The organism is Spirochaetota bacterium (assembly GCA_034190085.1).
Taxonomy (GTDB): domain Bacteria; phylum Spirochaetota; class UBA4802; order UBA4802; family JAFGDQ01; genus JAXHTS01.
On the sequence record JAXHTS010000050.1, the window covers coordinates 15507 to 38481 of the forward strand.

A 22975-nucleotide genomic window follows, 5' to 3' on the forward strand; every position below is an offset into this window, starting at 1 on the left:
ATAGCCTTATCAAATGCCATACCTCTTCACATTCAGTCTGTAATTTTCGGTGACTCCGGGATAGGTCCTTTTTTTATCATAAACACTTGGCAATATTAAAAAAATATCAAATGATACTTGCATTCAATTTTTGCTTAACTTATACTCTTCCAGTCCTTCATGGATTTACTCCTTTGGTAGCCTCCCCTCAGAGGACATCCACAGGTTTTGCCAGTAAAACCGGAGCTTGGTCAAGGTAATTATGAAATATGTACAATTACAAATTATAATCTTTATATTTCTATTTTTCACTAAAGATATTCATGCGACTGATCCTTTGCCCAAATATCACATATCAGTATCAATATACCCAATCGAAAACCGTATTAAAGGGAGGGTTAATATATCTAATCCTAGCCAAAAAGAGATTAAAATTTCAACAGGATTGCTGAGGATTTTATCGATCAAAGAGAAGGGCGCGGTTCTTAATAAAAGAATAAGTACTGATACAATATCATTACAGGGTGGCAACGCCATAGATATAGAATACGAAGGGCTGTACCCTAAAATCATGGATGAAGACAACCCCAATAATCCGGGCGTTATTAACAATAATATAGTATCAGCAGATGGAATATCTCTAACCAGAGGGTGGTATCCGGAAGTACAAGGCTATGCGAATTATAAATTAAGCGTAACAATACCCAAAGAATTTATAGCCATCTCCGAAGCAGAACATATAACCCAATCTCAATCTAGCGAAGGAAAAACATACAATTTTAAATTTATCTACCCCATTGATGGGATTAATCTTGTCGCAAATAGGTATACAGTAATTCATGACACCCTAGGGGATGTCGATTTGTACGGTTACTTTACAAAACAGAATTCGAGTATAGCTCCTGAATACATAAATTACACAAAAAAATATATTAAGATGTATGAAAGGCTATTAGGTGAATACCCATTTAAAAGATTTTCAATTGTGGAAAATGTTCTGCAAACAGGTTACTCAATGCCTACCTTCACGCTTCTAGGCTGTGATGTGCTTCGTCTCCCTTTCATCGTAAAGACGTCGCTGGGTCATGAGATTCTTCATCAATGGTTTGGGAATTCGGTATACATAAATTATAAGGAGGGCAATTGGGCTGAGGCCCTTACAACATACCTCTCAGATCATTATTATAAAGAGAAGGATAAAAAGGGATGGATGCATAGGAAAAAAATCCTTCAAGATTACCAGAGTTATGTAAATAAGTCGAATAACTCAAGCCTTATTGATTTCAAATCAAGAACTGATAAGGCATCCAGTAGCATAGGGTATGGCAAGGGCGCCATGCTCTTTCACATGCTGCGAAATCGGATTGGAGATGAAATATTTTTTGATTCCCTGAGATATCTCTATAAAATGAATCGTTTCAAGCTAACCTCCTGGTCTGATATTCAAAGGGTCTTTGAAGATAAATATCAAAAATCACTGAAAATCCTTTTCCGCCAATGGCTGGACAGGGGCGATATTCCTTCATTTAAAATCGGGAACACGGGTGTGGAGTATTTGAATGGAACACCCAATGTAAAATTTACCATAACACAAATGACAAAACCATATGTTTTGGACCTCAAAATAGTAATTGATACCCTTAGCAGCAAGCATAGGGAAATTATACATGTCTCGAAACCAAAGGAGTCCTTTGAGATTGCGGTTAATGATACACCCAAGTCCATAACCATTGATCCAGATTACGATACCATGAGAAGGCTTGCGGCTGATGAGTTTCCGCCAACGATCTCCAGATTGCTTGGGGATGACTCAAAATTGATAATCACAGAAGCCGATATGAGTAATTACAAAAAATTAGTGGATATATTTAAAACCAGGGGTTTTAAGGCCATATCCGTAAAGGACATCAACGATAAAGAAATCCTATTCTCTTCAATGATTTTAACTGATATTAAGGGTAAATTATTCAATAGGCTCTTTGCAGGGAATGAAAAATATAGAATTGATAATAATAGAGGATTCGAGATTAATATAATTAATCATCCCTTAACACCGGGAAGTGTTGTAGCTTTAGTTAAGGCATCAGCAAAGGAGGAAGTCGATTTAGCCGCAAGAAAGATCTTCAGATATGGAGGGTATTCCAACCTCCTGTTCAGAAAAGGGAAAAATATACGCAAACGCATCGCCCCTTCAGAAAGGGGGATAATTATTAACCTCATTCACAAAGTGAAAGGCATCATACCTGCAAAGGCCATCACGCTTGATGAGATTATAGAGAATATTATTGAAAAGCCCATCATCTATATTGGGGAATCACATTCAAACTATGAGGATCACAAGGTACAGTTTGAGGTCATTAGAGCGCTAAATGAGAGAGGGAGGAAGTTCGCCATTGGCATGGAGATGTTTCAGAGGCCTTTCCAGGATTCTATAGATGAATATCTATCCGACAAAATCGATGAAATAGAATTCCTAAGGGCGACAGAATACTTTTCAAGGTGGAGGTTTAATTATCACCTTTACAGGGAGATTGTAAATTATGCAAAGGCAGAGGGTATACCCATATTAGCATTGAATGCTGATTCTAACATTATTAAAAGGGTCTCAAGGGGCGGTCTTGATGCATTGACTGATGAAGAGAGGGATAAAATCCCCTCTGATATGGATATGTCAGATTCGGATTATGCTCAAAGGCTTAGGGATGTTTACAGGCTACATCCCATCGATGCTCCAGATGACTTCAATAACTTTTATCAATCACAAATTATCTGGGATGAGACAATGGCGCATACTATTGCTGATTTTATGAAAAAAAATCCTGACCATCAGTTCGTTGTGCTTGCAGGGATTGGACATATAATGTACGGTTCAGGCATTCCTCAAAGAGTTAAAAGACTAAACCGGAGGGATTATACCATATTGATAAACTCAAATATTAAAACCCTTGATAACAACATTGCAGACTATGTGCTTTATCCAACTCCCTTAAGGGCTCCTGTGTCTCTGCTATTAGGTGTAATGGTTAAATCAGTCAAGGAGGGTGTGAAGATTGATCAAGTAAACCCAGCCAGTATCGCTCATAAGATGGGTCTTAGAAAAAATGATATTATAACCCATCTTAACAAAATTAAAATAAACTCAACGAGTGACCTGAAACTAACCCTTTTTGATAAAAAAAGTGGGGATAGGCTGAAGGTTCAGGTTTTAAGGGAAGGCCTTCTCTTTGGTAAAAATAAACATGAATTTGCGTATATTATACCCTAATCCTGCTGAGCCAAGTCAAGCTTATGGGTTAGCTTAGGTATCACCGGGTTTATGAATTAAAATGATTTTTTAAAAATTCATTAACCATTGCAAAAATTTTATGAGAACCATTGCCTCTTACTATTACATGCCTATTGGCATATACCCTGGATAACTCCTTTCTCTCTGTCCCGATTTTATCATAAATCTCCTGCCCGCTTTCTGGATTTACTATAGGATCGTCAATGCCCTGAATAATGAATGTGGGAACATCAAGCTCTTTCAATCCCTTCCTCACAGCATCCATAACCTTTTCCAGTTCCCTTACCCCACTTACAGGGTTCCTGAAATAATTGATATGGGGATTCTCAGGCTGATTATCAACAAAATCCATCTTTCCCTTTTTAATGTGAATTTTTTCCAGAAGTTCATTCCAGAAGACAACTACAGAAGCAAAATTCGAGGCAATATTATTGAGCTTTAAGGGGGCATTGATTGAAATTACGCTGCAAAATCTATCCCTCTTCCTTATAGCCTGAAGCAGTGCAAGGCCAGCGCCAGTCGAGAATCCAACTATCGCTATCTTTCTTGCTGTATTTTTCATTACTACATAGCCCCTGTTTACTGAGTCATACCATTCATTCCACTGAATTTGCGAGAGATCCTCGGGTGCCGTTCCATGTCCGCGCATTCTTACACCATATACTGCATGCCCTGTATGATAAAGGTAATCAGCAAGTTCCCTCATCTCCTCAGGTGCAGACATATATCCATGAATAAGTATGACTCCTCGTCTACTATATATGCCAAATGGTCTTTTCAGGAAAAAGGGCCTGCCGATCTCCTTCGGTTTGGTCTCTCCCTCAATATAGTATTTCTCATAATCTCTGTTAAAAATATCATTATCCAGTTTCACAAATCGGTCTCGTATTATCTTTCTTACAATAAAATTCGGCAGCCACATAAGTTTGTTTATATCCCTTACAAGATGTCTAATCGGCTCGATCTCATTTTTTAAAACTTCAACAATATTATCCTTCCTAATACTATGAAAGCCATATATATTTGAAAACTTATCCCTGTTTTTAATAATATACCCATCTTCAACTGATATTAATCCATCAGATTTAGCAGCTTCAATAAAGCTATCATATCCTCGATGCCCATCATCAGTTAACATAGAATCCTGGTTTAGCTTCAGGTTTGAATGACAATACTCTAACTCCGTTTTATTCATCCGATCAATTGCCAGATATGCCCTGTTGATAAAATCTGCTTCATCAATCCTATTAGCCTTATACTTGGCTAAAATAAAGGAGAATACATGGTCGTGATTCACTGTTGTCATATCGTAAATAGAATCCATATATCTGCACATAAGACTTAAAGCCTCTTTCCTGAAATGAAGGCCCTTCTTCACCTCACTATCCATCAGATATTTACAGTTATCCTGACTCTTCTTAATTATGCTGCGCCTGTTAAGATATGGCCTTATAGGAATCGGATTGCCAAAATTTATATCAATATCAACGCCATCTATGATCATTGAGCCTTCAACTTCCAACTCCTCTTCAATTCTCTCGGACACATTATCAACAAAGAGATTAGCTATCTTATTTATTATATTCTCCCTCGCTCGCACAGGGAAATAGGAGATATTTACAGGCAGTATGATAGTCTCCTGCCTTATTATGTCATCAATACCCTTGTCGGATTCGATCTCAAAGTGCTTCAGGTATGCATCAAGCTCATCGGTTAATCCCTTCTCATTATAATACCTCATCTTCTCTCTGTAAAATTCGGTTCGAAGGGCTATCATAGCAGCTCCTGTATGAGGTGGTCTTCTTATCCCAGAATTATACACCATAAATTTGCCCTTCTCTATTAGTTTCTTATCCTTGATCATCTGCCCTTCTGGGAAAATTAGACATGGCATATCCCCCTTTAAGAGAGCACCTATCATAATTCTATCTCTATCCGGCGCATTAGTTGGAATCGCTCCAAGCCTCTCCAAAAACCTACCGAATCCTCCCCCAAAAAGATCCTTAAATGCCAGGGAGAGAACATCCTTGCCAGTAATCTTCTTAATTACATAGGGCAAGAAAAAGGTTTCCATCCTTGTAAAGTGATTGATAACATATAAAACAGGTTGATCAGGGATGTTCTCCTCCCCATGTACCTTAATCTCTGCATTAGTAGCCTTGAAAAGCGCATCCAGGGCAATCTTAGTTAGATTTATTAAAAATCCGGATACCTGCATATCCTACCTCCTTAATGCCTATTCAAAACCTAAGATTTCTATAATCATCGATTATTAAAGCATGATCAAATGCCATATCTAATGGTAAATCATTTAGACTAAAAATCCCAGCCTTTTTTGCATCATCCCTGCCGATTGGATTACCTCTTGCCTTAGTAAGGTAAACGGTTGTAATTGTATGCTGCCTCGGGTCTCTTGATGGATCAGAGTAGGTATGGAACTGTCTGATTATCTCAACATTTAGTGAGGTCTCCTCATATGCCTCTCTTAGAGCAGCCTCCTCAAGAGACTCTCCATAATCCACAAAACCGCCAGGCAAAGCCCAACCAAGGGGAGGATTTTTCCTTAATATGAGAACTATCTTTTTATCTAGCAAATTCCCATGATCATCCTCTATCTCAATAATAATATCCACTGTGGGTACCGGATTCCTATACATAGGTGCCATGTCAGGCCTCCTGATCAATATTATTCATACTCAACAAAGCCTCTATAAACAATTGGACAGGGATGGAGATATGCTTATTCTTTTGGTATACAACAAAAAAATCCCGGATTAACCTTAACCCTTTTATTTCAATTACTTTCAGGGTCTTTAAATATAATTCATTCTGGATTGCTAATCTCGAGATAAATGAAACCCCTATCCCTGATAAAACTGATTCCTTGATACTTTCTGATGTTGAACATTCAACAATAATCCTCAAATCTGATGGTGATATCCCATGTTGATTTAAGTTAGTCTCATAGGTATCCCTGGTGCCGGATCCGCTCTTCCGTGAGATAAAGGGTATATTAACTATATCATCAATCATAATAAAGTCAGGGTATTTAGGTAGACCGATCAATACAACCTCATCGCTGTAAACAGGTTTATATGTGAGGGATGGATGCTTGAGTTGTTTGCCCACAATCCCAACATCAGCCTTTCCCTCCTTGACCATTTCCACTGCTTCACGACTATCAAATATTTCAATGCTATAAAAGAAATCGTGATGCTCTTTATTTAATTTGAAGATTATATTCGGAAGAATGTATGTGGATGGGATTGTGCTGCTTGAAATCTTTGCAATTCCACCAAATATCCCTTTATTAAAATCTACCTTGAGTCTCTCAATCTCCCTGAATAAATTTTCACAAAAGGTTTTAAATACCCTGCCCTCGCGAGTTATTGAGAATTCCTTGCTTGTCCTATGTATCAATTTTATGCCCAACATGTCCTCAAGCAACTGGATATGATGGCTAATGGTTCCCTGTCCAATTTTTAGCCTTCGCGATGCCTTGGTAAAGCTATTTTCATCTATAATTGCAAGAAATGAACGCAGCTGTTTAAGATTAAAATCAAATTCACTTTTTCTTCTCACTGGTGTGATCCCTCTTATAATATCACAATGAATTACTGATATAATATGAATTCAATATTGTAAAGTAAAATTAAGACTGACTATTTGTTATATAAATATTGAGTATTTGTATTATAAATGTTTGACAAATGGGATATGCTCACTAGTATTAGTCCCTAATAATACTCGATTATTGAGATTATGGATGATTTATGAATAATACCGCATATTTAAAACGCTTAATTTGAAATAATTACCTGAAACCTGTTTGGTTTCTTGGTGTTATTTGCCCACCTGCTCGCCCAGCTTGATGTGTAACCCTTAACATCTTGTAGCGGACAAGCAGGCTACTAAGATGTTAGGAGGAATAGCATGTCAGAAGACTATCGAAAAATGTGGTCAGATCTAGAAATTGATCTAGAGGTGCATGATGCATTACTCGATGCTGTGAGCTCGGGATACAATGAGGTTTATCTGTCCCAGGAAAATAGACCCGAGGGGATGGGATATTTCAACTTTGTTGTTAGCGAGGTGCATGGATTACGGATCAAGGAGCTTGTGGATGCCAAGAGGGAGGGAAGAAGGATAATCGGTTCTTTCTGCACATTTGTTCCAGAGGAATTGATATTAGCGGTGGATGGCATTTCAATTGGACTCTGTGCTGGGGCTGAATTTGCCTTTGAGGAAGCCGAAAAGTATCTACCCTCAAATACGTGCGCCCTAATAAAATCCGCCTTTGGATTTAGGCTTGGCAAGGTTTGTCCCTATTTAGAAGCGAGTGATCTTGTCGTAGGTGAGAATACCTGCGATGGGAAGAAGAAGTCCTACGAACATATGGATACCCTAATAGATAATCTATATATTATGGATCTGCCACAGATGAAGAGTGAAGAGGGTAAATCCCTTCTTAAAAAGGAGTATATCAAATTTGCGCAAAAGCTTGAGGATATATCTGGAAAAAAGATCGGGGTATCAAAGCTTAAGGAATCAATACAATTAGTCAATAACAAGCGTAAAGCAGTGCATAGGATCTCTGGTTTGAGAAACGCTGATCCCGCTCCTATCTCTGGTCTGGATGCATTGCTTATAAATCAAATATTCTTTTTCGATGATCCGATTCGATTCACAAAATCAGTCAATCAAATTGCGGATGAACTGGGAGAGCGGGTCATAAGGAAAATCGGTGCAAAAACGCAAGGCGCCACACGTATTTTGCTTTCAGGATGCCCAATGGCTTTACCAAACTGGAAGGTTCCACACATTATTGAAACCAATGGTGCAGTAATTGTTGGAGAGGAGTCCTGTGTAGGAGAGAGGGGGACACACTGGCTCACAAAAGAATCCGGCGATTCAATTGAGGACCTTATAGATAATATTGTTGACAGGTATTTTGAAATTAACTGCGCTGTATTTACGCAAAATTCATCACGATTGGAGAGGATAAGGGAATTGTATAAGAGATACAATGCGGATGGCATTATTCATTACAATCTTCAATTCTGTCAGCCCTACCAGATAGAGAGCAATCTCTTTGAAGGTCAACTCGAAAAAGAGGGGATACCCTTTCTCCGAATCGATACTGATTACAGCCAGGAGGATTCCGGACAGTTGACAACCCGCGTTGAGGCATTTATAGAGAGGTTGAAAGGCTGAAGGTCAATGATAAAAGCTGGCATTGACATCGGTTCACGCACCGTAAAACTGGTTCTGGTTAAGGGTGGAGAGATCATCCATTCTCGAATGGAGCCCAATAACTATGATCCAATAAGCGTTTGCGATGAGATTCTTTATGATATTGAATACGATATGATAACCGCCACTGGATATGGGCGAAACCTCTTTAGCCAGAACTATGATTGTGGTACGATCACTGAGATAAAGGCCTTTGCAATTGGAGCAAGGCTGATCTTTCCGAGTTGTCGGACAATCCTCGATATAGGCGGTCAGGATACTAAGGCAATATCAATTGACGAGCAGGGTGGCGTTAAAAAATTTGAGATGAATGACAGATGCGCGGCTGGGACTGGGAAGTTTCTTGAGATTATGGCCACAGCATTGGGATATACCATGAAAGAGTTCATAGAGGCTAGCCTCTCAACCGAAAGGGGTGAGAAGATAAACAGCACATGCACTGTGTTTGCAGAGTCAGAGGTGATCTCTCTACTGGCAAGGGGGGCTGACCGGTCTAGGCTTGCCTATGGGATACATGAGACAATCGTAAAAAGATCAGCAGCGATGCTTCAAAGGATTTCATTAATCAATGACATAGCCTTTGTTGGTGGAGTCGCGATGAATCCCTGCATCCATAGATTGCTTGAAAGAAAGATAGGGAAGCGCATATCAATCCCTGATAATCCTCAACTCATCGGAGCGATAGGTTGTGCTTATTATGAGCAGTGAACTCGCCAAAACTTATTGACATATATTGTGACCATCCGCTATACAATATATTATAGAAAGGGTTAAAATAGTCTAAATCTCAAAGGTAATGGAAGTGGATGAGATCTGGTGGTCTCCGCGGTCTTCAAAACCGTTGACTGTAATTTATTGCAGCGGCAGGTTCGATTCCTGCCCCTTCCGAATGTTAATAATATGCGTAAGAACAAAAATGAATTAAGGGATATCCCACAAGTAGAAAAGTTACTCCAAATTGATGAAATTGACAGGTACATCCCCCTCATTGGTCGAAGTATTGTCATTAAGAGCATCAGGGAGGAGATTGAGCTTTTCCGTGAGGGGTTAAAAGAGAATAAAAATCTTGAGACATCGGATCTAATTTCATCAATATCTAACAAATTAAACAGAAAAAAATCAGAAAAGCTTCAGAGGGTAATCAATGGCACTGGCGTTCTCATACACACAAATCTTGGCAGGGCTCCCATATCGAAAAGAATTCTGGAAAACCTTCAGGATGCCCTTTCTGGATACTGTAATCTGGAACTCAACCTCCCAACAGGCAAAAGGGGGAATCGGGGTGGATTTGCTGAAGAGTTAATCTGTGATTTGACTAATGCGGAGGATGCCCTAATCGTCAACAATAACGCTTCCAGTCTCTTCTTAATCCTTAGTGAATTTGGCAAGGGTAAAGATGTTATAATATCAAGGGGCGAACTCGTCCAGATAGGCGGAGGGTTCAGGATACCCGATATCATGCGTCAAACTGGAGTAAACCTTGTTGAGGTTGGAACAACCAACATCACCGAGTTGGATGATTACAGAAGAGCTATCACTGACAATACTTCCATGATCCTCTCCGTTCACCCATCGAACTATAAAATTGAAGGCTTTAGCCGATCGCCATCCCTTAAAGATCTTTCAACACTAAAGAACTCCTCTATTCTGTTTGTTCGAGATCTGGGTAGCGGCAACCTCTTTGTTGATGCAAGATTTCCGAAAACCTTTGAACCTACAATCTCATCTGAATTATCTCAGAATCCTGATATTATATGCTTTAGCGGTGACAAGATGTTAGGCGGATGCCAGGCAGGAATAATAGTTGGCCGAGGTGATCTCATCAGAAAACTCAAGAATAATCCATTGATGAGGATGTTTAGGGTTGATAAGATAACATATCACATACTGCAGGAGTCCTTTATTCAGTATTCTAACAAAAATTTAGAAGAAATATCATTATGGAACATTATTTTTCAGAATAAAAAGATTATAGGTAATAAAGTAAATCGTCTCCTGAAAAAGATTAAGGTTGAAGATAAAAAAACGATATTCACCAGGGTCCCGTTAAAGAGCATTTTTGGAGGTGGCGCTCTGCCTACGGTGAAGATAGAGAGCATGGGATTACAGATATCCATACCGAATGTTAAGGGAGAGGAGATTTATAGAAAGCTAATCTATGATGATGTGCCTATAGTTGGATATATACTCGATGATAAATATACATTAGATTTCAGGGCAATCTTTGATGAAGATATCCCCATTATTGCAGAGGCTCTAGGCCAACTGATTGAATTTTATTCAGGGTGTTAGCCGTGTATATTGTAGGAACATCCGGACATATAGATCATGGGAAAACCAGCTTAATTAAGGCTCTTACTGGGATTGATTGTGATAGATTGCCCGAAGAGAAATCGAGAGAGATGACCATTGATATTGGATTTTCAAGGATTGAATACGCAAAATTTGGAACTGTTGGAATTGTTGATGTTCCTGGTCATGAAAGATTCATAAGAAATATGGTTGTTGGCGCTTGGGGGATTGATTTAGCAATACTTGTGATTGCCGTTGACGATGGTTGGATGCCACAAACCGAGGACCACTTCCGGGTCTTAGATCTATTGGGCATTGAGAGGATTATTGTAGCTCTCAATAAGATTGATATCTGTGATGAGGAGATGGTGGAGATCGTAACAGAGGAGGTAGAGGAACGATTGCAGAATACAAGGTTTGAAGGCGCTGATATTATCAAGGTATCCTCAAGGACAGGGGATGGTATTGAGGAGCTAAGGGGCAAGATCCTTGAAAATTTAAGAAAACTCTCGAAGGTATTTGATAAGGGTAAACCCTATCTCTTCATAGATAGAATTTTCGGCTCCAAGGGGCATGGTACAGTTATAACGGGAACATTAAAGAACGGCAACTTCAGGGAGGATGAATATGTAACAATTCTCCCCTTACAAAAAGAGGCTAGAATTAAGAAAATCGAAAGCTACTATCATACACTCCCTGAGGGAACTGGTTCACAGAGAACCGCTTTGAACCTTTCAGGAATAACCGTGGGACAGATAAAACGGGGGGATATAATCGTAAGGAATAATTTTTATACAAAATCCAATGACATCATTGCTAGAATAGTGCTATTGGAGAAGAGGAATATTAGAAATAATCTCGGAGTCGAAATTCTCATCGGGACATCGAGTCAGAAGGGGAAGTTGATCATCATAGATGATGCAAATACCCAGGAGAATGCCTTCCCAATTCGAATCAAGTTTGATCAACACTGGTTTTTTTATCCAGGAGAGCCTTTCATACTAACTAATCCAGGCGGATATAGAGTAATTGGCGGCGGAGTTGTTGTATTGCCCGCTTACATAGGAAGAAAATACAAGCATAATCTTAGGAATAATCTAAGTCTTTTGAAAAATTATTCAAAGGAAGAAATAGTAGAATTCATAATAAAGATGAATAATCTTGTGAGGTTGAATGATATCATTGAGACCCTTCCAGAGAGCAGATCGGGCATAAATAAGATTTTAAAAAGGCTTATAGAAGAAAAGGCCATTATTCAAATTGATGACTTTCTTGTTGATAAGCATTATTATGAGAAGACCTTGAAGGATATTTTTGATGCAATAACCAATAATATTGGATTAAACTTAAAGGAGATCTCCGATATTTGCAGAATCGAGTTGGAATTTATAAAAATTATAATTGATAGGGTTCTGCAGGATAACAGGATTATAGAAAAGGATGGCAGATATTTTGCGGGTAATTCAATAACAGAGAATACCCTTTCAGATGAGAAAAAGAGCACATTATCAGAAATTCACAAAAGGGGAAGCGGGGGGATTGAGTTGGAGAAGATGGAGAATAGCGCTCATAAGAAAAGAGTAAAAGAGTTGATAAGGCTGGGCTTTTTAGTCACTCTTGATGGGAATATAGTATATCATAAAGAGATCTACGAAAAATTAAAGTCCGACATCATGATCCTATTTAACACTAGGGATAAGGTAACGATCAATGATGTCAAGGAGACAACAAATCTCTCCAGAAAATTCACAATCCCACTTTTGAATAAGATCGAGAATGACGGGCTAATCAAGAGAATCGGAGATTTCAGGATAAAGGCATAATTCTACAGCTTTTTGAAGATGGGGATACCAATTAAATACTTTGTTTTAAATCTATAGAAAATTATTCTAAACCATGTCATACATTATTGGATTTGATATAGGTAATACCAACACAACACTTGGGATATATTGCGAAAACGAGACAGCACCGCTAAGAACCTTCAGATATAGGACTGAAAAGGGCATAACCACTGATGAACTCAGTCTTCAGGTTGAGGCTTTCATCAAGATTTTTAATAACTCTATAAGTAATGAGATAGATATTGCAGGAATAGCCTTTTCGAGTGTAGTCCCTGAGATTGATCGCCTCTATAAAGAAATATCAAAAAGGTGTTATGGCCTTTCACCCCTTGAGATAGGTTGTGACCTAAATCTCGGATTAAGGATTCGTTATGATAATCCTGAACAACTCGGAGCGGATAGAATAACAAATGCAGTGGCGGCCTTTTATGAACATGACAGGGATTGTATAATAGTCGATCTTGGAACTGCAACCACCTTCTGCGTATTACACAAGAGTGGAATCTTTGATGGCGGTCTCATCGGTCCTGGAATTGGAATCACAATCGAAGCATTAATGAATAAGACCTCAAGGTTAAAAGCAGTCAATTTCGAAAGGGTGGATAAAATTATCGCTAGAAACACAACTGATGCAATTAAATCAGGTTTCTACTTCGGTTGGCTTTCAATGATTGAAGGGATATTAGATAGAATCGAAGGGCATTATAACAAAAATTTTTTAATAATTATCACCGGCGGATACTCTGAGATAATAGGGAAAAATATTTCAAAGACGAGTATTGCTGACTCACTCCTAACTATGAAGGGCATCAAATATATATATGATCTTAATTCTCACAGATAAATTATTGAAACAGAATGTGAGATATAATAATCAGTAAAAATAATTGGTTATCCATATGAATTATCCACAAAGTTATCCACGTTATCCACAATGCGATATCCTCCCTACAACCCATGGATAATAAGATTACACCCTCATTTCGTTATTAGAAATAGGTTTAAATGTGACACGATCAAAGCTTATGAGACATAATATATATCAACCTCAAGGGTAAACCTTTACAGAAAAAACTATTTTTATAGATTATATTTCTTAGTTAGTTTTATTTACTTTTCGTCCTGTTCAAAGAGAGATACGCCTAATCAATATTCATTGTTAATAAATTGTGAATATTTTTTTAATAACAGGTTATCTAAAATGACTTGCAATGTCTCTATTGGTTTGCATTAATTATGCTATTCACTTTGCATCCCAATATGTATTAAATGGAATCCAAAATACTAATCAAGGGTGAAAATATTTCACCTTCAGGAGAATATAGGGCAATGAGGTTAATATGAATAATTACAACAGGTATTATCGCTGTATTGTCAAATCAGTTAATCATATATTTCACAATTTCCTACAGGATGACTCTATTGAGGAGGCTTTCGAGAGTCAATCAACCAAGAAAAGCCAGATGGTATCGATTGAGATAGATGGCACTATCTCGGGTGAATTGATACTCAATTTTCCGATTAAGACAATTAATCTCCTAACAAAGAGGTTCATTCCCAATGCTAACTCTCGCTCTACAAAAAAGCAACGGGCGGATGTGGCTGGAGAACTGGCTAACATGATTACGAGTTCCTTTGCTAATCAACTTCAATTTATTAAGCATGATATTCATATCTCAGCGCCTGAATTTGATGATGACCCTATTCAAGTAAAGGCATTATATGAAAATGTAAATGTCTCATTCACATCACGATTTGGGGGATTTGATTTAGATCTATACTATAAGAAAAATAAACATAAGACATAATTTATGATTTGTGGCATTGATATTCTGCTGATTGTTTTATACTTCCTTTTCAGCTTCCTTATAGGCATCTATTTTTCTAAAAGGGCTAGCAAGAGTACTGTGGACTTCTTCTTATCAGGGAGGAGGCTGCCCTGGTGGCTTGCGGGAACGGCTATGGTTGCGACAACCTTTGCCGCTGACACGCCACTTGCTGTCACTGAGCTAGTCACGACAAAGGGGATAGCCGGAAATTGGCTTTGGTGGAATATGGTGGCAGGCAGCGTCTTAACAGTATACTTCTTTGCCAAGCTATGGAGGCGGGCAGGTGTTTTGACGGATGTTGAGTTCATTGAGATAAGATATTCAGGAAAATCCGCATCATTTCTCAGGGGATTCAAGGCTATCTACCTCGGCGTATTTATGAACTGTATTATTATGGGTTGGGTCAATGTGGCATTAGCCGAGATTCTCAAGAATATCTTTGGGATAAGCGAGTTGTATGTCATCTATGCTGTGATAGCATGCATGCTGATTGTTGGCTTCTATTCAGCCCTCTCCGGATTGTGGGGTGTTGTTGTAACCGATTTCTTTCAATTTATTATAGCTATGAGTGGCTGTGTTGTCCTTGCCATAGTTGTGTTAGATCTCCCTCAAATTGGCGGAATTGAGGGACTCAAGGTCTCACTTCCCGATCATGTCTTCAATTTTTTGCCCAGAATAGCCCCTATGCCATCGGCTCACATAACATCCATAGCAACTGGTGTGATGGCGCTATCATTCAGCGCCTTCACAGCCCACATCCTTGTGCAATGGTGGTCATCATGGTATCCTGGGGCAGAGCCTGGGGGTGGTGGGTATATTGCCCAGCGGATGATGTCCACAAGGGATGAAAGGCATTCCCTTCTCGCTACCCTCTGGTTCTCCATAGCTCACTATGCAATAAGGCCATGGCCGTGGATAATTGTTGCCCTCTCATCGCTGATCCTATATCCTGACCTTGAGGTGGATGCCAAAAAGACCGGTTTTATCCTTGCTATGAGAGATTTTCTCCCTCCTGGTCTTCTCGGGCTTCTCGTTGCAGCCTTTCTGGCTGCATACATGTCTACAATTTCAACACACCTGAATTGGGGCACCTCTTACCTGATAAACGATTTTTACAGACGTTTTATAAGAAAGGATGAAGGGGAGGCACACTATATAAAAGCATCTCGAATAGTAACATTTTTTCTGGTTATAGTGTCCAGTCTCCTTATTTTTATAATAGAATCTATCTCTGGGGCATGGGCCTTTATAATAGAATGTGGTGCTGGTCTTGGGCTGGTGCTTATCCTGAGGTGGTATTGGTGGAGAATAAACGCCTGGTCAGAGATCGCTGCAATGATAGCTCCCTTTATTGGTTATCTAATAAACAAAAATTTTTTGCAGATTGCCTTCCCTGAAAGCCTTTTTGTAATTGTCTTATTTACATCATTATCATGGATTATGGTAACCTTTACAACCCTTCCTACTGAGATGGACAAATTGATAGGATTTTACAAAAGGGTGAGACCAGGAGGGGTGGGTTGGAAGAGAATAATAAGAATGGGGGGGATTGATCTAAAGCCTGAGCCTATCTCCCATCTCTTTGTTGACTGGTTTTTGGGTATTTTGCTAATCTATTCATCACTCTTTTCCATAGGGAAGATTATACTTCAGGAATATTTCGCAGGCTTGATATTGATGGTGATATCGATTCTATTGATTTCAGCTCTTCTATATAGATTAAGGAGATATAAGTATCTTTCGTGATTTATCAAGAAGGACTGCGCCATTCTTAATTCTTGGATTACCAATATCATTAGCAATGTCCACTTGATATTTACAATGGAATACTCAATTGAGTGATGTTTCAGATTCCTTTTCCCCTGATTATTGCTTTGAATAGACTAACGACTTAAATAGAAACTGATAAATCCTACACTGTGAGATCCTGGAAGTAATCGACAATCTGTTCTTGTAATCTTATGCCCTCTAGTCTGTTAATCTGTTGTAACCCAGTTGGACAGGTTATATTGATCTCTGTAAGATATCCATCAATCACATCAATCCCTGCTAAGTAAATCTTATTGGATGTCAAGAATGTTGAGAAAGAATTGATCATCCTTATCTCGTTTTCTGTGATAGTCGCCCTTTGTGCCTCCCCTCCCTGTCCAAAGTTTGCTAGATAAGAGCCCTCCTCCGGTACTCTGTTAACAGCTCCTATTGGTTTTCCACCCAGAATCAGTATTCTCTTATCCCCCCTCTTCACATTTGGGACAAACTCCTGCACCATTACTGGGACTGACTGATTATGAGTAGATTCGTCCAATAATGCTCGTAAATTTGGATCATCTGCAGAGATCTTTTTTACTCCCCTGCCTTGATATGAATTAAGATCCTTCAGTATTGAGATACCTTTATTCTGTCTAATAAATTCGATTATTCTTGAATTATCGGAGCTTACTATAGTTTTTGGAATAAATGTTGGAAAATTGAATATTATCAATTTCTCATTAAAGTCGCGCAATGCCTTAGGTGAGTTGACAACCAGCGAGCCAGTTAGGGATAGCATTTGAGTTGCATAATGGAAATTATAATCATATGGCGGTTCCTTCCTCATAAAGATCATATCAAAGGAATCTAAATCGCTCTCTTGTTTATTTCCTAAATGAAATTCATCACTATCAAAATATACTCGTGATGATAACGTGCATACAACAGTGCTATTAAAAAAGAGATCCTGAATGGTACAGCAATATGTTTGAATGTCCCTTCTGAATACCTCTAACATTATTGCATAGGTAGTATCTGTGGAAGGATTCAATGATTCTATGGGATCAATAACAAAGAGCCATTTTAATTTAGAACTCAATTTCTTTATTTTGCTTATGCTCATAGGCTATAGCGATGTTGGCTATATCAGCCAATATTGCATATAATGATAGATCTGAGTCGTCAAATTGTTGTTCAATAATAGGCCTTGTGATATTGCCTTCTAACAATATATCGAACTTCATCCCAGGAGCATTAAGGGATGTCCTGTTATCCTTTTCCGAGTGAATTCTCATAAAACCTCCAACAACAGCGCCCCCGACACTATATAAAACAGGCTCAGCTGGGTATGATTCAACGCTATGAATTGTGTGTATGCCCTCCTGTATTAAAACACTATTGATTTGGGCTTTCTGTTTCCCAAAGACCATCCTATTTCTTTTTCTGTTATTGAGGTTTAGAATCTCTTTTCCATCTGAGACTGAGATGATGCCCATGCCATATGTTCCTGAGTTGTCTTTAATAAATACATAAGGAACGCTATCGATGTTATATTCATCGTATTTTTCCTTTATCCCCTCAATAACCTGATCAACCTTCTGTGAAACATAGGAGAGTGTCTCATTTGTTCTGAAATCAACATCGTCAACCACTGTGTATATGGTCTTTAATAACCAGGAGTCAACATGAAGCATCTGAGAAAACTCTTCAATGAGTTGATTGTAATACATGAAATGTGTGCTTTTCCTTCTATGATGCCATCCCAGAAAGAGCGGAGGTGTAACTAAATGACATATATCATCCAGCAGGTCAGGATTTTTAACAGAAAAATCATTGTTTAATAAAATCAATCCGTCATCAAAGGATTTTGTTTGCAATTTGCACCCATCCCTTCTCATCTTTTCAAGCATAATGATATGACCATTGCTATCCTCAACATTTATGCCATCACCAGTAATGTCATCCCTTAAGCTTCCAATTACTACATTGTAACCAGCTTTCATTAATATATTCTTTAAGGCGCATAAGTTGCTTAGGTAGAACTTATTTCTTGTATGGGCTTCTGGAATAATGAGAATCTTATGCCCATCGAAGATTTTGGGGATATACTCTTTAAATGCAGAGATTGATTTTGCTCTGGCCTGGGGATCTAGATTGTTGAAACCAGCAGGGAAGAGATTTGAATCCACAATTGCTACTTTAATGCCATTATCCCTAATATCAAAGGAGGAATAAATAGGCAAAAGCTGTCCTTCCTCCTGAAGAATTAACCTTTTACTCTTTAACCATTCAGTAACCCTCTCTTTCTCCTGGTTTACCTTTAGCTGGAGTTCCTCTATTGTTGTTAATGATATATTCATAAATATAAGGTAAATTGTTAGAAATAATATTTTTTTTGCAATAAATACTTAAAAGGGAATGTAGTTGCCTGTAATCCGTTATAACCTTCAGAAATCGCTATAAATCAGTGTTGATTATTGGAAATCATCTCATTGCGGGTATAATATTGTTGAATAAAAGCATCTTCAATCCGAAAATAATAAGATTAAAACATGTAATAATCTTTGACTAATGATCAATCTATTGTCATACTTTTATAAATATACTGTCACTTTTGTCAAGTACATATATTTGATATTGCAGACAGTTGATGTCGCAATAATAAAAACCCTTGGGAGAATTGATAGAGATCGTATAATTTTTAAATATATGGTTTTCATGAAAGTAGATTTCACCTAAACAAATATATTTAGGCTACATTGTTGAGGGGTTGCGCAATTTTTTATATAAAAAAAGCAGATAAGTAAAAAAAATATTGCATCTAATCAATATATATTGAAAATGTACGAAATCCCTTCTTTCTAATGCAAGACAAAAAAAACTTGTATATGCTTAATTTCAGAAAGGTTGTCGTTATTGTTTAAACGTAGTGGGATTATAGAGGCACTGTCATGTAACAGATAAAAAGATGAGGGGGAGAGCATTGAAAAAATCAATCACTAGTCTAATGCTTTTGTTTATGGGGATATTCTTAACGGTGTCAGCATTTACAATACAAAAAAATCCATTCATAAATAATCATGCTTTAACGGAGTTCGTTCATGGGGATATGTTGATTAAATTTAAGGACAATATTGACTTTCGTGCTGAAAAACATATGAATACTGTTTCAACAAACAAGGCAAGCATCAATACGCTTAACGCTAATTTCGGGGCTGTAAAAATAGAAAGAGTATTTAATCCTGCCATGAATATGTATGCCAAAAGAGTAAATAAGCGAAAATATAGAAGAGTAAAACTGCAGCATCTTGAGAATGTTTACAAAATAACTTTTAGCACTGATGTGGACATATTGTCAATCATTGATAGATATAAAAGGGATGCAAATGTGGAATATGCAGAACCAAATTACATCTATCATACGTCGATTGTCCCCAATGATCCTTATTATACTCTTCAATGGGGATTATCCCAAATTCAGTCTGAGCAAGGTTGGGACATAGAGGTCGGAGAAAGCTCAGTAGTCATTGCAGTTATAGATACGGGGATTGATTGGAACCATCCAGATATGGATGCCAATATCTGGATCAATTCCGGTGAAGATGCCTGGGCTGATCCCAATGATCCAAATAGCGGTAATGGAATAGATGATGATGGGAATGGGTTTATCGATGATTACAAGGGGTGGGATTTCGTTACAGTTAGCTCAGATTCAATATTTCAGGGGGAAGACCCGGGTCCCGAAGACAATAATCCGATGGATTTTTGTGGTCATGGCACACATGTCTCAGGTATTGCTGGGGCTGTTACTGATAATGAAACAGGCATAGCTGGTGTTTCATGGCATTGTAGAATCATGGCCTTAAGGGCAGGGTATAAAAATGCTAGTGGTAATGGAGCGCTTAGAAGCTCAGATATTGCTAATGCAGTCTATTATGCTGCAAACATGGACGCCAATATCGTTAATATGAGCTTTGGAAGCTATTCACCCTCTAATATACAGAGGGATGCATTAGATTATGCATATTCCCTAGGAATCCTTCTGGTTGCTTCTGCTGGGAATAACGGGATTGAAGTTGATCATTATCCCTCAAGCTTTGAAAATGTTGTCTCAGTTGCTGCTACGGATAAGAACGATCAAAGAGCTCTATGGTGGGAAGCATATAGCTCAAATTATGGTATAGATATTGATTTTGCTGCTCCAGGGAGTGGAGTTTATAGCATCTATTTTGATAATACCTATGCTTCAAAGAGTGGAACGAGCATGGCAGCGCCTTTTGTTTCTGGTTTGGCTGGTCTTATTCTTTCAAACAACCCTGCCTTTACAAACCAGGATGTAAGAGAGGTTCTCTTTTCAACTACTGATCCGGTGCACTCGGACGTGTATATTGGTAGTGGACGAATAAATGCATATGAAGCACTGAAGATGACATCTATCCCGTTGGCTGTAATATCCTATCCCTTAGAAGGGGATGTGATCCATGGAAATATTACAATAAATGGTTCAGCAGGTGGAGAAAATTTTCAGAATTATATGATCGAATATGGAAGAGGTATTTATCCCTCAGATTGGACAACTGTTATTGATTCAAGCAGTCCTGCTATTGATGGAACTCTTGCAACTTGGGATGCCAGTTCTATCGATGATGGAATATATACATTGAGATTGCTCGTATTTGATAGTAATGGCAATATTAATAAAAAACGAGTTACTATTTATGCTGGTGGCTCATGGGTCATTGAAAGAGTTGACAAAGACACAAGTGACGAGATAGGCGGAAATACATCTATAGCCATTGACTCAAGGGATCATATCCATATTAGCTATCATGGTGGAAGTAATAATGATCTCAAATATGCAACAATTGAAACAGGTAAATGGGAGTTGAAGACAGTAGACAGCGAAGGGAGGGTAGGTAAATATAGCTCGATAGCCATAGACTCAGAGGATCATGTTCATATAAGCTATCTTGATGATACCAATACTAATCTTAAATATGCAACAAATGCGTCAGGAGAATGGGAGGTAGAGACAGCGGATAGCAATACATATGTAGGATGGTATACCTCCATCGCTATTGACTCAAAAGATCACGTTCATATTAGCAATTATGAGGCTAACCTTCTGAAACTAAAATACACAACGAATGCTTCTGGCTCCTGGGAGTCTGAGATAGTTTGCAGTGAAGATAGAGCTGGATTATTCTCTTCAATAACCCTTGACTCTAGAGATCATGTCCATATTAGCTATTATTCTATATTAAATCAGTGTCTAAAATATGCATCGAATCTCACAGGTGAATGGCAGATAATGACACTGGACAATGACGGGGATGTAGGATATTATAGTTCAATCGCTATAGATTCAATGGATAATATTCATATCAGTTATCAAAATGGTTCTAAAGGTGATCTTAAATACGCTACAAATTCCACTGGATCCTGGATTTGTGAGACACTGGAGAGCAATGGATATGTGGGAGGTTATACATCAATTACTATAGATAAAGAGGATCATGTTCATATTTGTTATAGGGATAACACAAATAACGACTTTAGATATACCACGAATAGATCTGGATCTTGGGAAACAGAGATTGTGGATATGTTTAGTAATACAGGCTCGTATAATTCCATAGCCATAGATACAATGGATAATGTACACATAAGTTATTATGATAGCAATAGTAATGACCTGAAATATGCTACTAATGTGCTTTCAACTTTGCATCCAATTGCTATTGCTGGGCCAGATGTGACTCATCATGTTGGCAGATTAGTTACTTTGGATGGTTCTGGAAGCTATGACCCTGATATGAATTATCCCCTTGATTATGCTTGGGCTACTATCTCAAAACCCGAGGGAAGCATAGCAGCCTTAACCAATGCTAATACTGTTAATCCTATATTTACACTTGACTTAGAAGGGGATTATACTATCCAGTTAGTGGTCACAGATTGTTATGGGTTGGTAAGCATTCCAGATGAGGTTCTTGTGAGCACATATAATTCAATACCAGTTGCAAATGCAGGTGCAGATCAAACTCTTACTGAGATTGGTTCAATCGTCGAGCTTGACGGAACTGATAGCTACGACGATGATGGGGATGAAATAACCTACTCATGGGCATTTATTACCAAACCATCTGGAAGCTCAGCCACTCTGTCCGATCCAAATTCAGCTACTCCAACATTTGAGTATGATAATTATGGCGATTTCATAGTAGAGTTATCTGTAAGTGATGAGTGGAGTCATAGCGAACCTGATTCAGTGATCATTAGTATTGATACTGATACATTCAATGATCTTGAGGAAGAAGAAATTAGTGAAGTGGGAATTTCTTCAGAAGAAGACACAAATGAATCGCCTTGGCAATTGTTTCCAGATTCATCATCTGATGATGGCTGTAATTCAATTGCTAACGCTTCGTCAATTAATGATAAGGACAGAACGATTTTATATGGCTTAACCCACAACTTGATAAATATGCTTTTCCCCTTTTCTCTTGTATTATTATTAAGGATATTTAGAAAAAAGAGCCGATAAGCGATCTACTATCTCGCTACATAAGAAGCAACAACACTATAAATTGACTTATTGTCACTTTATATCAATAGAGCCTGAATACATAATAACATTGATAATGAAAATTGTTGTACTGATAGAATGCTCTATTATTATGAAATCATCGTTTATAGTGATGATATAATTTAAATAGAGTTAATGAATTATTTCTTATCAA

14 protein-coding genes and 1 tRNA gene are annotated in these 22975 nt (G+C 38.1%); 10 read left to right on the forward strand and 5 right to left on the reverse strand.

Features of this window, described 5'->3' with window-relative positions; genetic code table 11:
- The first annotated feature begins 241 nt into the window (after positions 1-241).
- A complete protein-coding gene (locus SVZ03_09270) occupies positions 242-3244 on the forward strand; it encodes a ChaN family lipoprotein (GenBank protein ID MDY6934396.1) in 3003 nt (1000 codons plus the stop codon).
- Between the two features lie 49 nt (positions 3245-3293).
- On the opposite strand, the gene SVZ03_09275 is transcribed toward SVZ03_09270, so the two are convergent.
- Genes SVZ03_09275 through SVZ03_09285 form a run of 3 tightly spaced genes read right to left on the reverse strand, consistent with a single transcriptional unit; the run spans position 3294 to position 6847 of the window.
- Positions 3294-5483, reverse strand: coding sequence for an alpha/beta hydrolase (locus SVZ03_09275; GenBank protein ID MDY6934397.1), 2190 nt, complete (start codon positions 5481-5483; stop codon positions 3294-3296).
- A gap of 22 nt (positions 5484-5505) precedes the next feature.
- The gene (locus SVZ03_09280; protein ID MDY6934398.1) at positions 5506-5931 is read right to left on the reverse strand and encodes an NUDIX hydrolase; all 426 of its coding nucleotides are present in this window, start codon (positions 5929-5931) and stop codon (positions 5506-5508) included.
- Position 5932: 1 nt separating this feature from the next.
- A complete protein-coding gene (locus SVZ03_09285; protein ID MDY6934399.1) occupies positions 5933-6847 on the reverse strand; it encodes a LysR family transcriptional regulator in 915 nt (304 codons plus the stop codon).
- A gap of 351 nt (positions 6848-7198) precedes the next feature.
- On the opposite strand from SVZ03_09285, the gene SVZ03_09290 reads away from it, so the two are divergent.
- The 8 genes from SVZ03_09290 to SVZ03_09325 all read left to right on the forward strand — a co-directional run bounded on the left by SVZ03_09290 (position 7199) and on the right by SVZ03_09325 (position 16229).
- The gene (locus SVZ03_09290) at positions 7199-8479 is read left to right on the forward strand and encodes a double-cubane-cluster-containing anaerobic reductase (GenBank protein ID MDY6934400.1); all 1281 of its coding nucleotides are present in this window, start codon (positions 7199-7201) and stop codon (positions 8477-8479) included.
- 6 nt (positions 8480-8485) lie between these two features.
- Positions 8486-9226 carry an acyl-CoA dehydratase activase gene (locus tag SVZ03_09295; GenBank protein ID MDY6934401.1) on the forward strand — a complete coding sequence of 247 codons (741 nt, stop codon included), beginning with the start codon at positions 8486-8488 and terminating at the stop codon, positions 9224-9226.
- A gap of 90 nt (positions 9227-9316) precedes the next feature.
- A tRNA-Sec gene (locus tag SVZ03_09300) sits at positions 9317-9407 on the forward strand.
- Positions 9408-9418: 11 nt separating this feature from the next.
- On the forward strand, positions 9419-10810 hold the full coding sequence (gene selA / locus SVZ03_09305) for an L-seryl-tRNA(Sec) selenium transferase (GenBank protein ID MDY6934402.1): 1392 nt from the start codon (positions 9419-9421) through the stop codon (positions 10808-10810).
- A 2-nt stretch (positions 10811-10812) separates the two neighbouring features.
- Positions 10813-12633: a selenocysteine-specific translation elongation factor gene (gene selB, locus SVZ03_09310; protein ID MDY6934403.1), complete on the forward strand. Its 1821-nt coding sequence runs from the start codon at positions 10813-10815 to the stop codon at positions 12631-12633.
- A gap of 73 nt (positions 12634-12706) precedes the next feature.
- On the forward strand, positions 12707-13498 hold the full coding sequence (locus SVZ03_09315; GenBank protein ID MDY6934404.1) for a type III pantothenate kinase: 792 nt from the start codon (positions 12707-12709) through the stop codon (positions 13496-13498).
- Positions 13499-13994: 496 nt separating this feature from the next.
- Positions 13995-14462, forward strand: coding sequence for a chemotaxis protein CheX (locus SVZ03_09320; protein ID MDY6934405.1), 468 nt, complete (start codon positions 13995-13997; stop codon positions 14460-14462).
- 3 nt (positions 14463-14465) lie between these two features.
- The gene (locus SVZ03_09325) at positions 14466-16229 is read left to right on the forward strand and encodes a sodium:solute symporter family protein (GenBank protein ID MDY6934406.1); all 1764 of its coding nucleotides are present in this window, start codon (positions 14466-14468) and stop codon (positions 16227-16229) included.
- 166 nt (positions 16230-16395) lie between these two features.
- Here the strand turns inward: SVZ03_09325 and gshB are convergent, their stop codons facing one another.
- Positions 16396-17331 (reverse strand): glutathione synthase, encoded by a 936-nt coding sequence (gene gshB / locus SVZ03_09330; GenBank protein ID MDY6934407.1) that lies wholly within the window; start codon positions 17329-17331, stop codon positions 16396-16398.
- Positions 17321-18592, reverse strand: a complete 1272-nt coding sequence (gene gshA / locus SVZ03_09335; GenBank protein ID MDY6934408.1) for a glutamate--cysteine ligase — start codon at positions 18590-18592, stop codon at positions 17321-17323. Before gshA ends, gshB begins: the two co-directional genes overlap by 11 nt.
- Before the next feature lie 623 nt (positions 18593-19215).
- Between gshA and SVZ03_09340 the strand changes: the two genes are divergently transcribed.
- Complete coding sequence (locus SVZ03_09340) at positions 19216-22779, forward strand: S8 family serine peptidase (GenBank protein ID MDY6934409.1); 3564 nt, start codon at positions 19216-19218, stop codon at positions 22777-22779.
- The last annotated feature ends 196 nt before the right edge of the window (positions 22780-22975 follow it).

Coding starts and splice junctions, on each gene's coding strand:
- SVZ03_09270 (MDY6934396.1), top strand. CDS start 242: ATGAAATATGTACAATTACAAATTATAATCTTTATATTTCTATTTTTC.
- gshA (MDY6934408.1), bottom strand. CDS start 18,592: ATGAATATATCATTAACAACAATAGAGGAACTCCAGCTAAAGGTAAAC.
- SVZ03_09320 (MDY6934405.1), top strand. CDS start 13,995: ATGAATAATTACAACAGGTATTATCGCTGTATTGTCAAATCAGTTAAT.
- SVZ03_09315 (MDY6934404.1), top strand. CDS start 12,707: ATGTCATACATTATTGGATTTGATATAGGTAATACCAACACAACACTT.
- SVZ03_09280 (MDY6934398.1), bottom strand. CDS start 5,931: ATGGCACCTATGTATAGGAATCCGGTACCCACAGTGGATATTATTATT.
- SVZ03_09290 (MDY6934400.1), top strand. CDS start 7,199: ATGTCAGAAGACTATCGAAAAATGTGGTCAGATCTAGAAATTGATCTA.
- SVZ03_09275 (MDY6934397.1), bottom strand. CDS start 5,483: ATGCAGGTATCCGGATTTTTAATAAATCTAACTAAGATTGCCCTGGAT.
- SVZ03_09295 (MDY6934401.1), top strand. CDS start 8,486: ATGATAAAAGCTGGCATTGACATCGGTTCACGCACCGTAAAACTGGTT.
- selA (MDY6934402.1), top strand. CDS start 9,419: ATGCGTAAGAACAAAAATGAATTAAGGGATATCCCACAAGTAGAAAAG.
- SVZ03_09325 (MDY6934406.1), top strand. CDS start 14,466: ATGATTTGTGGCATTGATATTCTGCTGATTGTTTTATACTTCCTTTTC.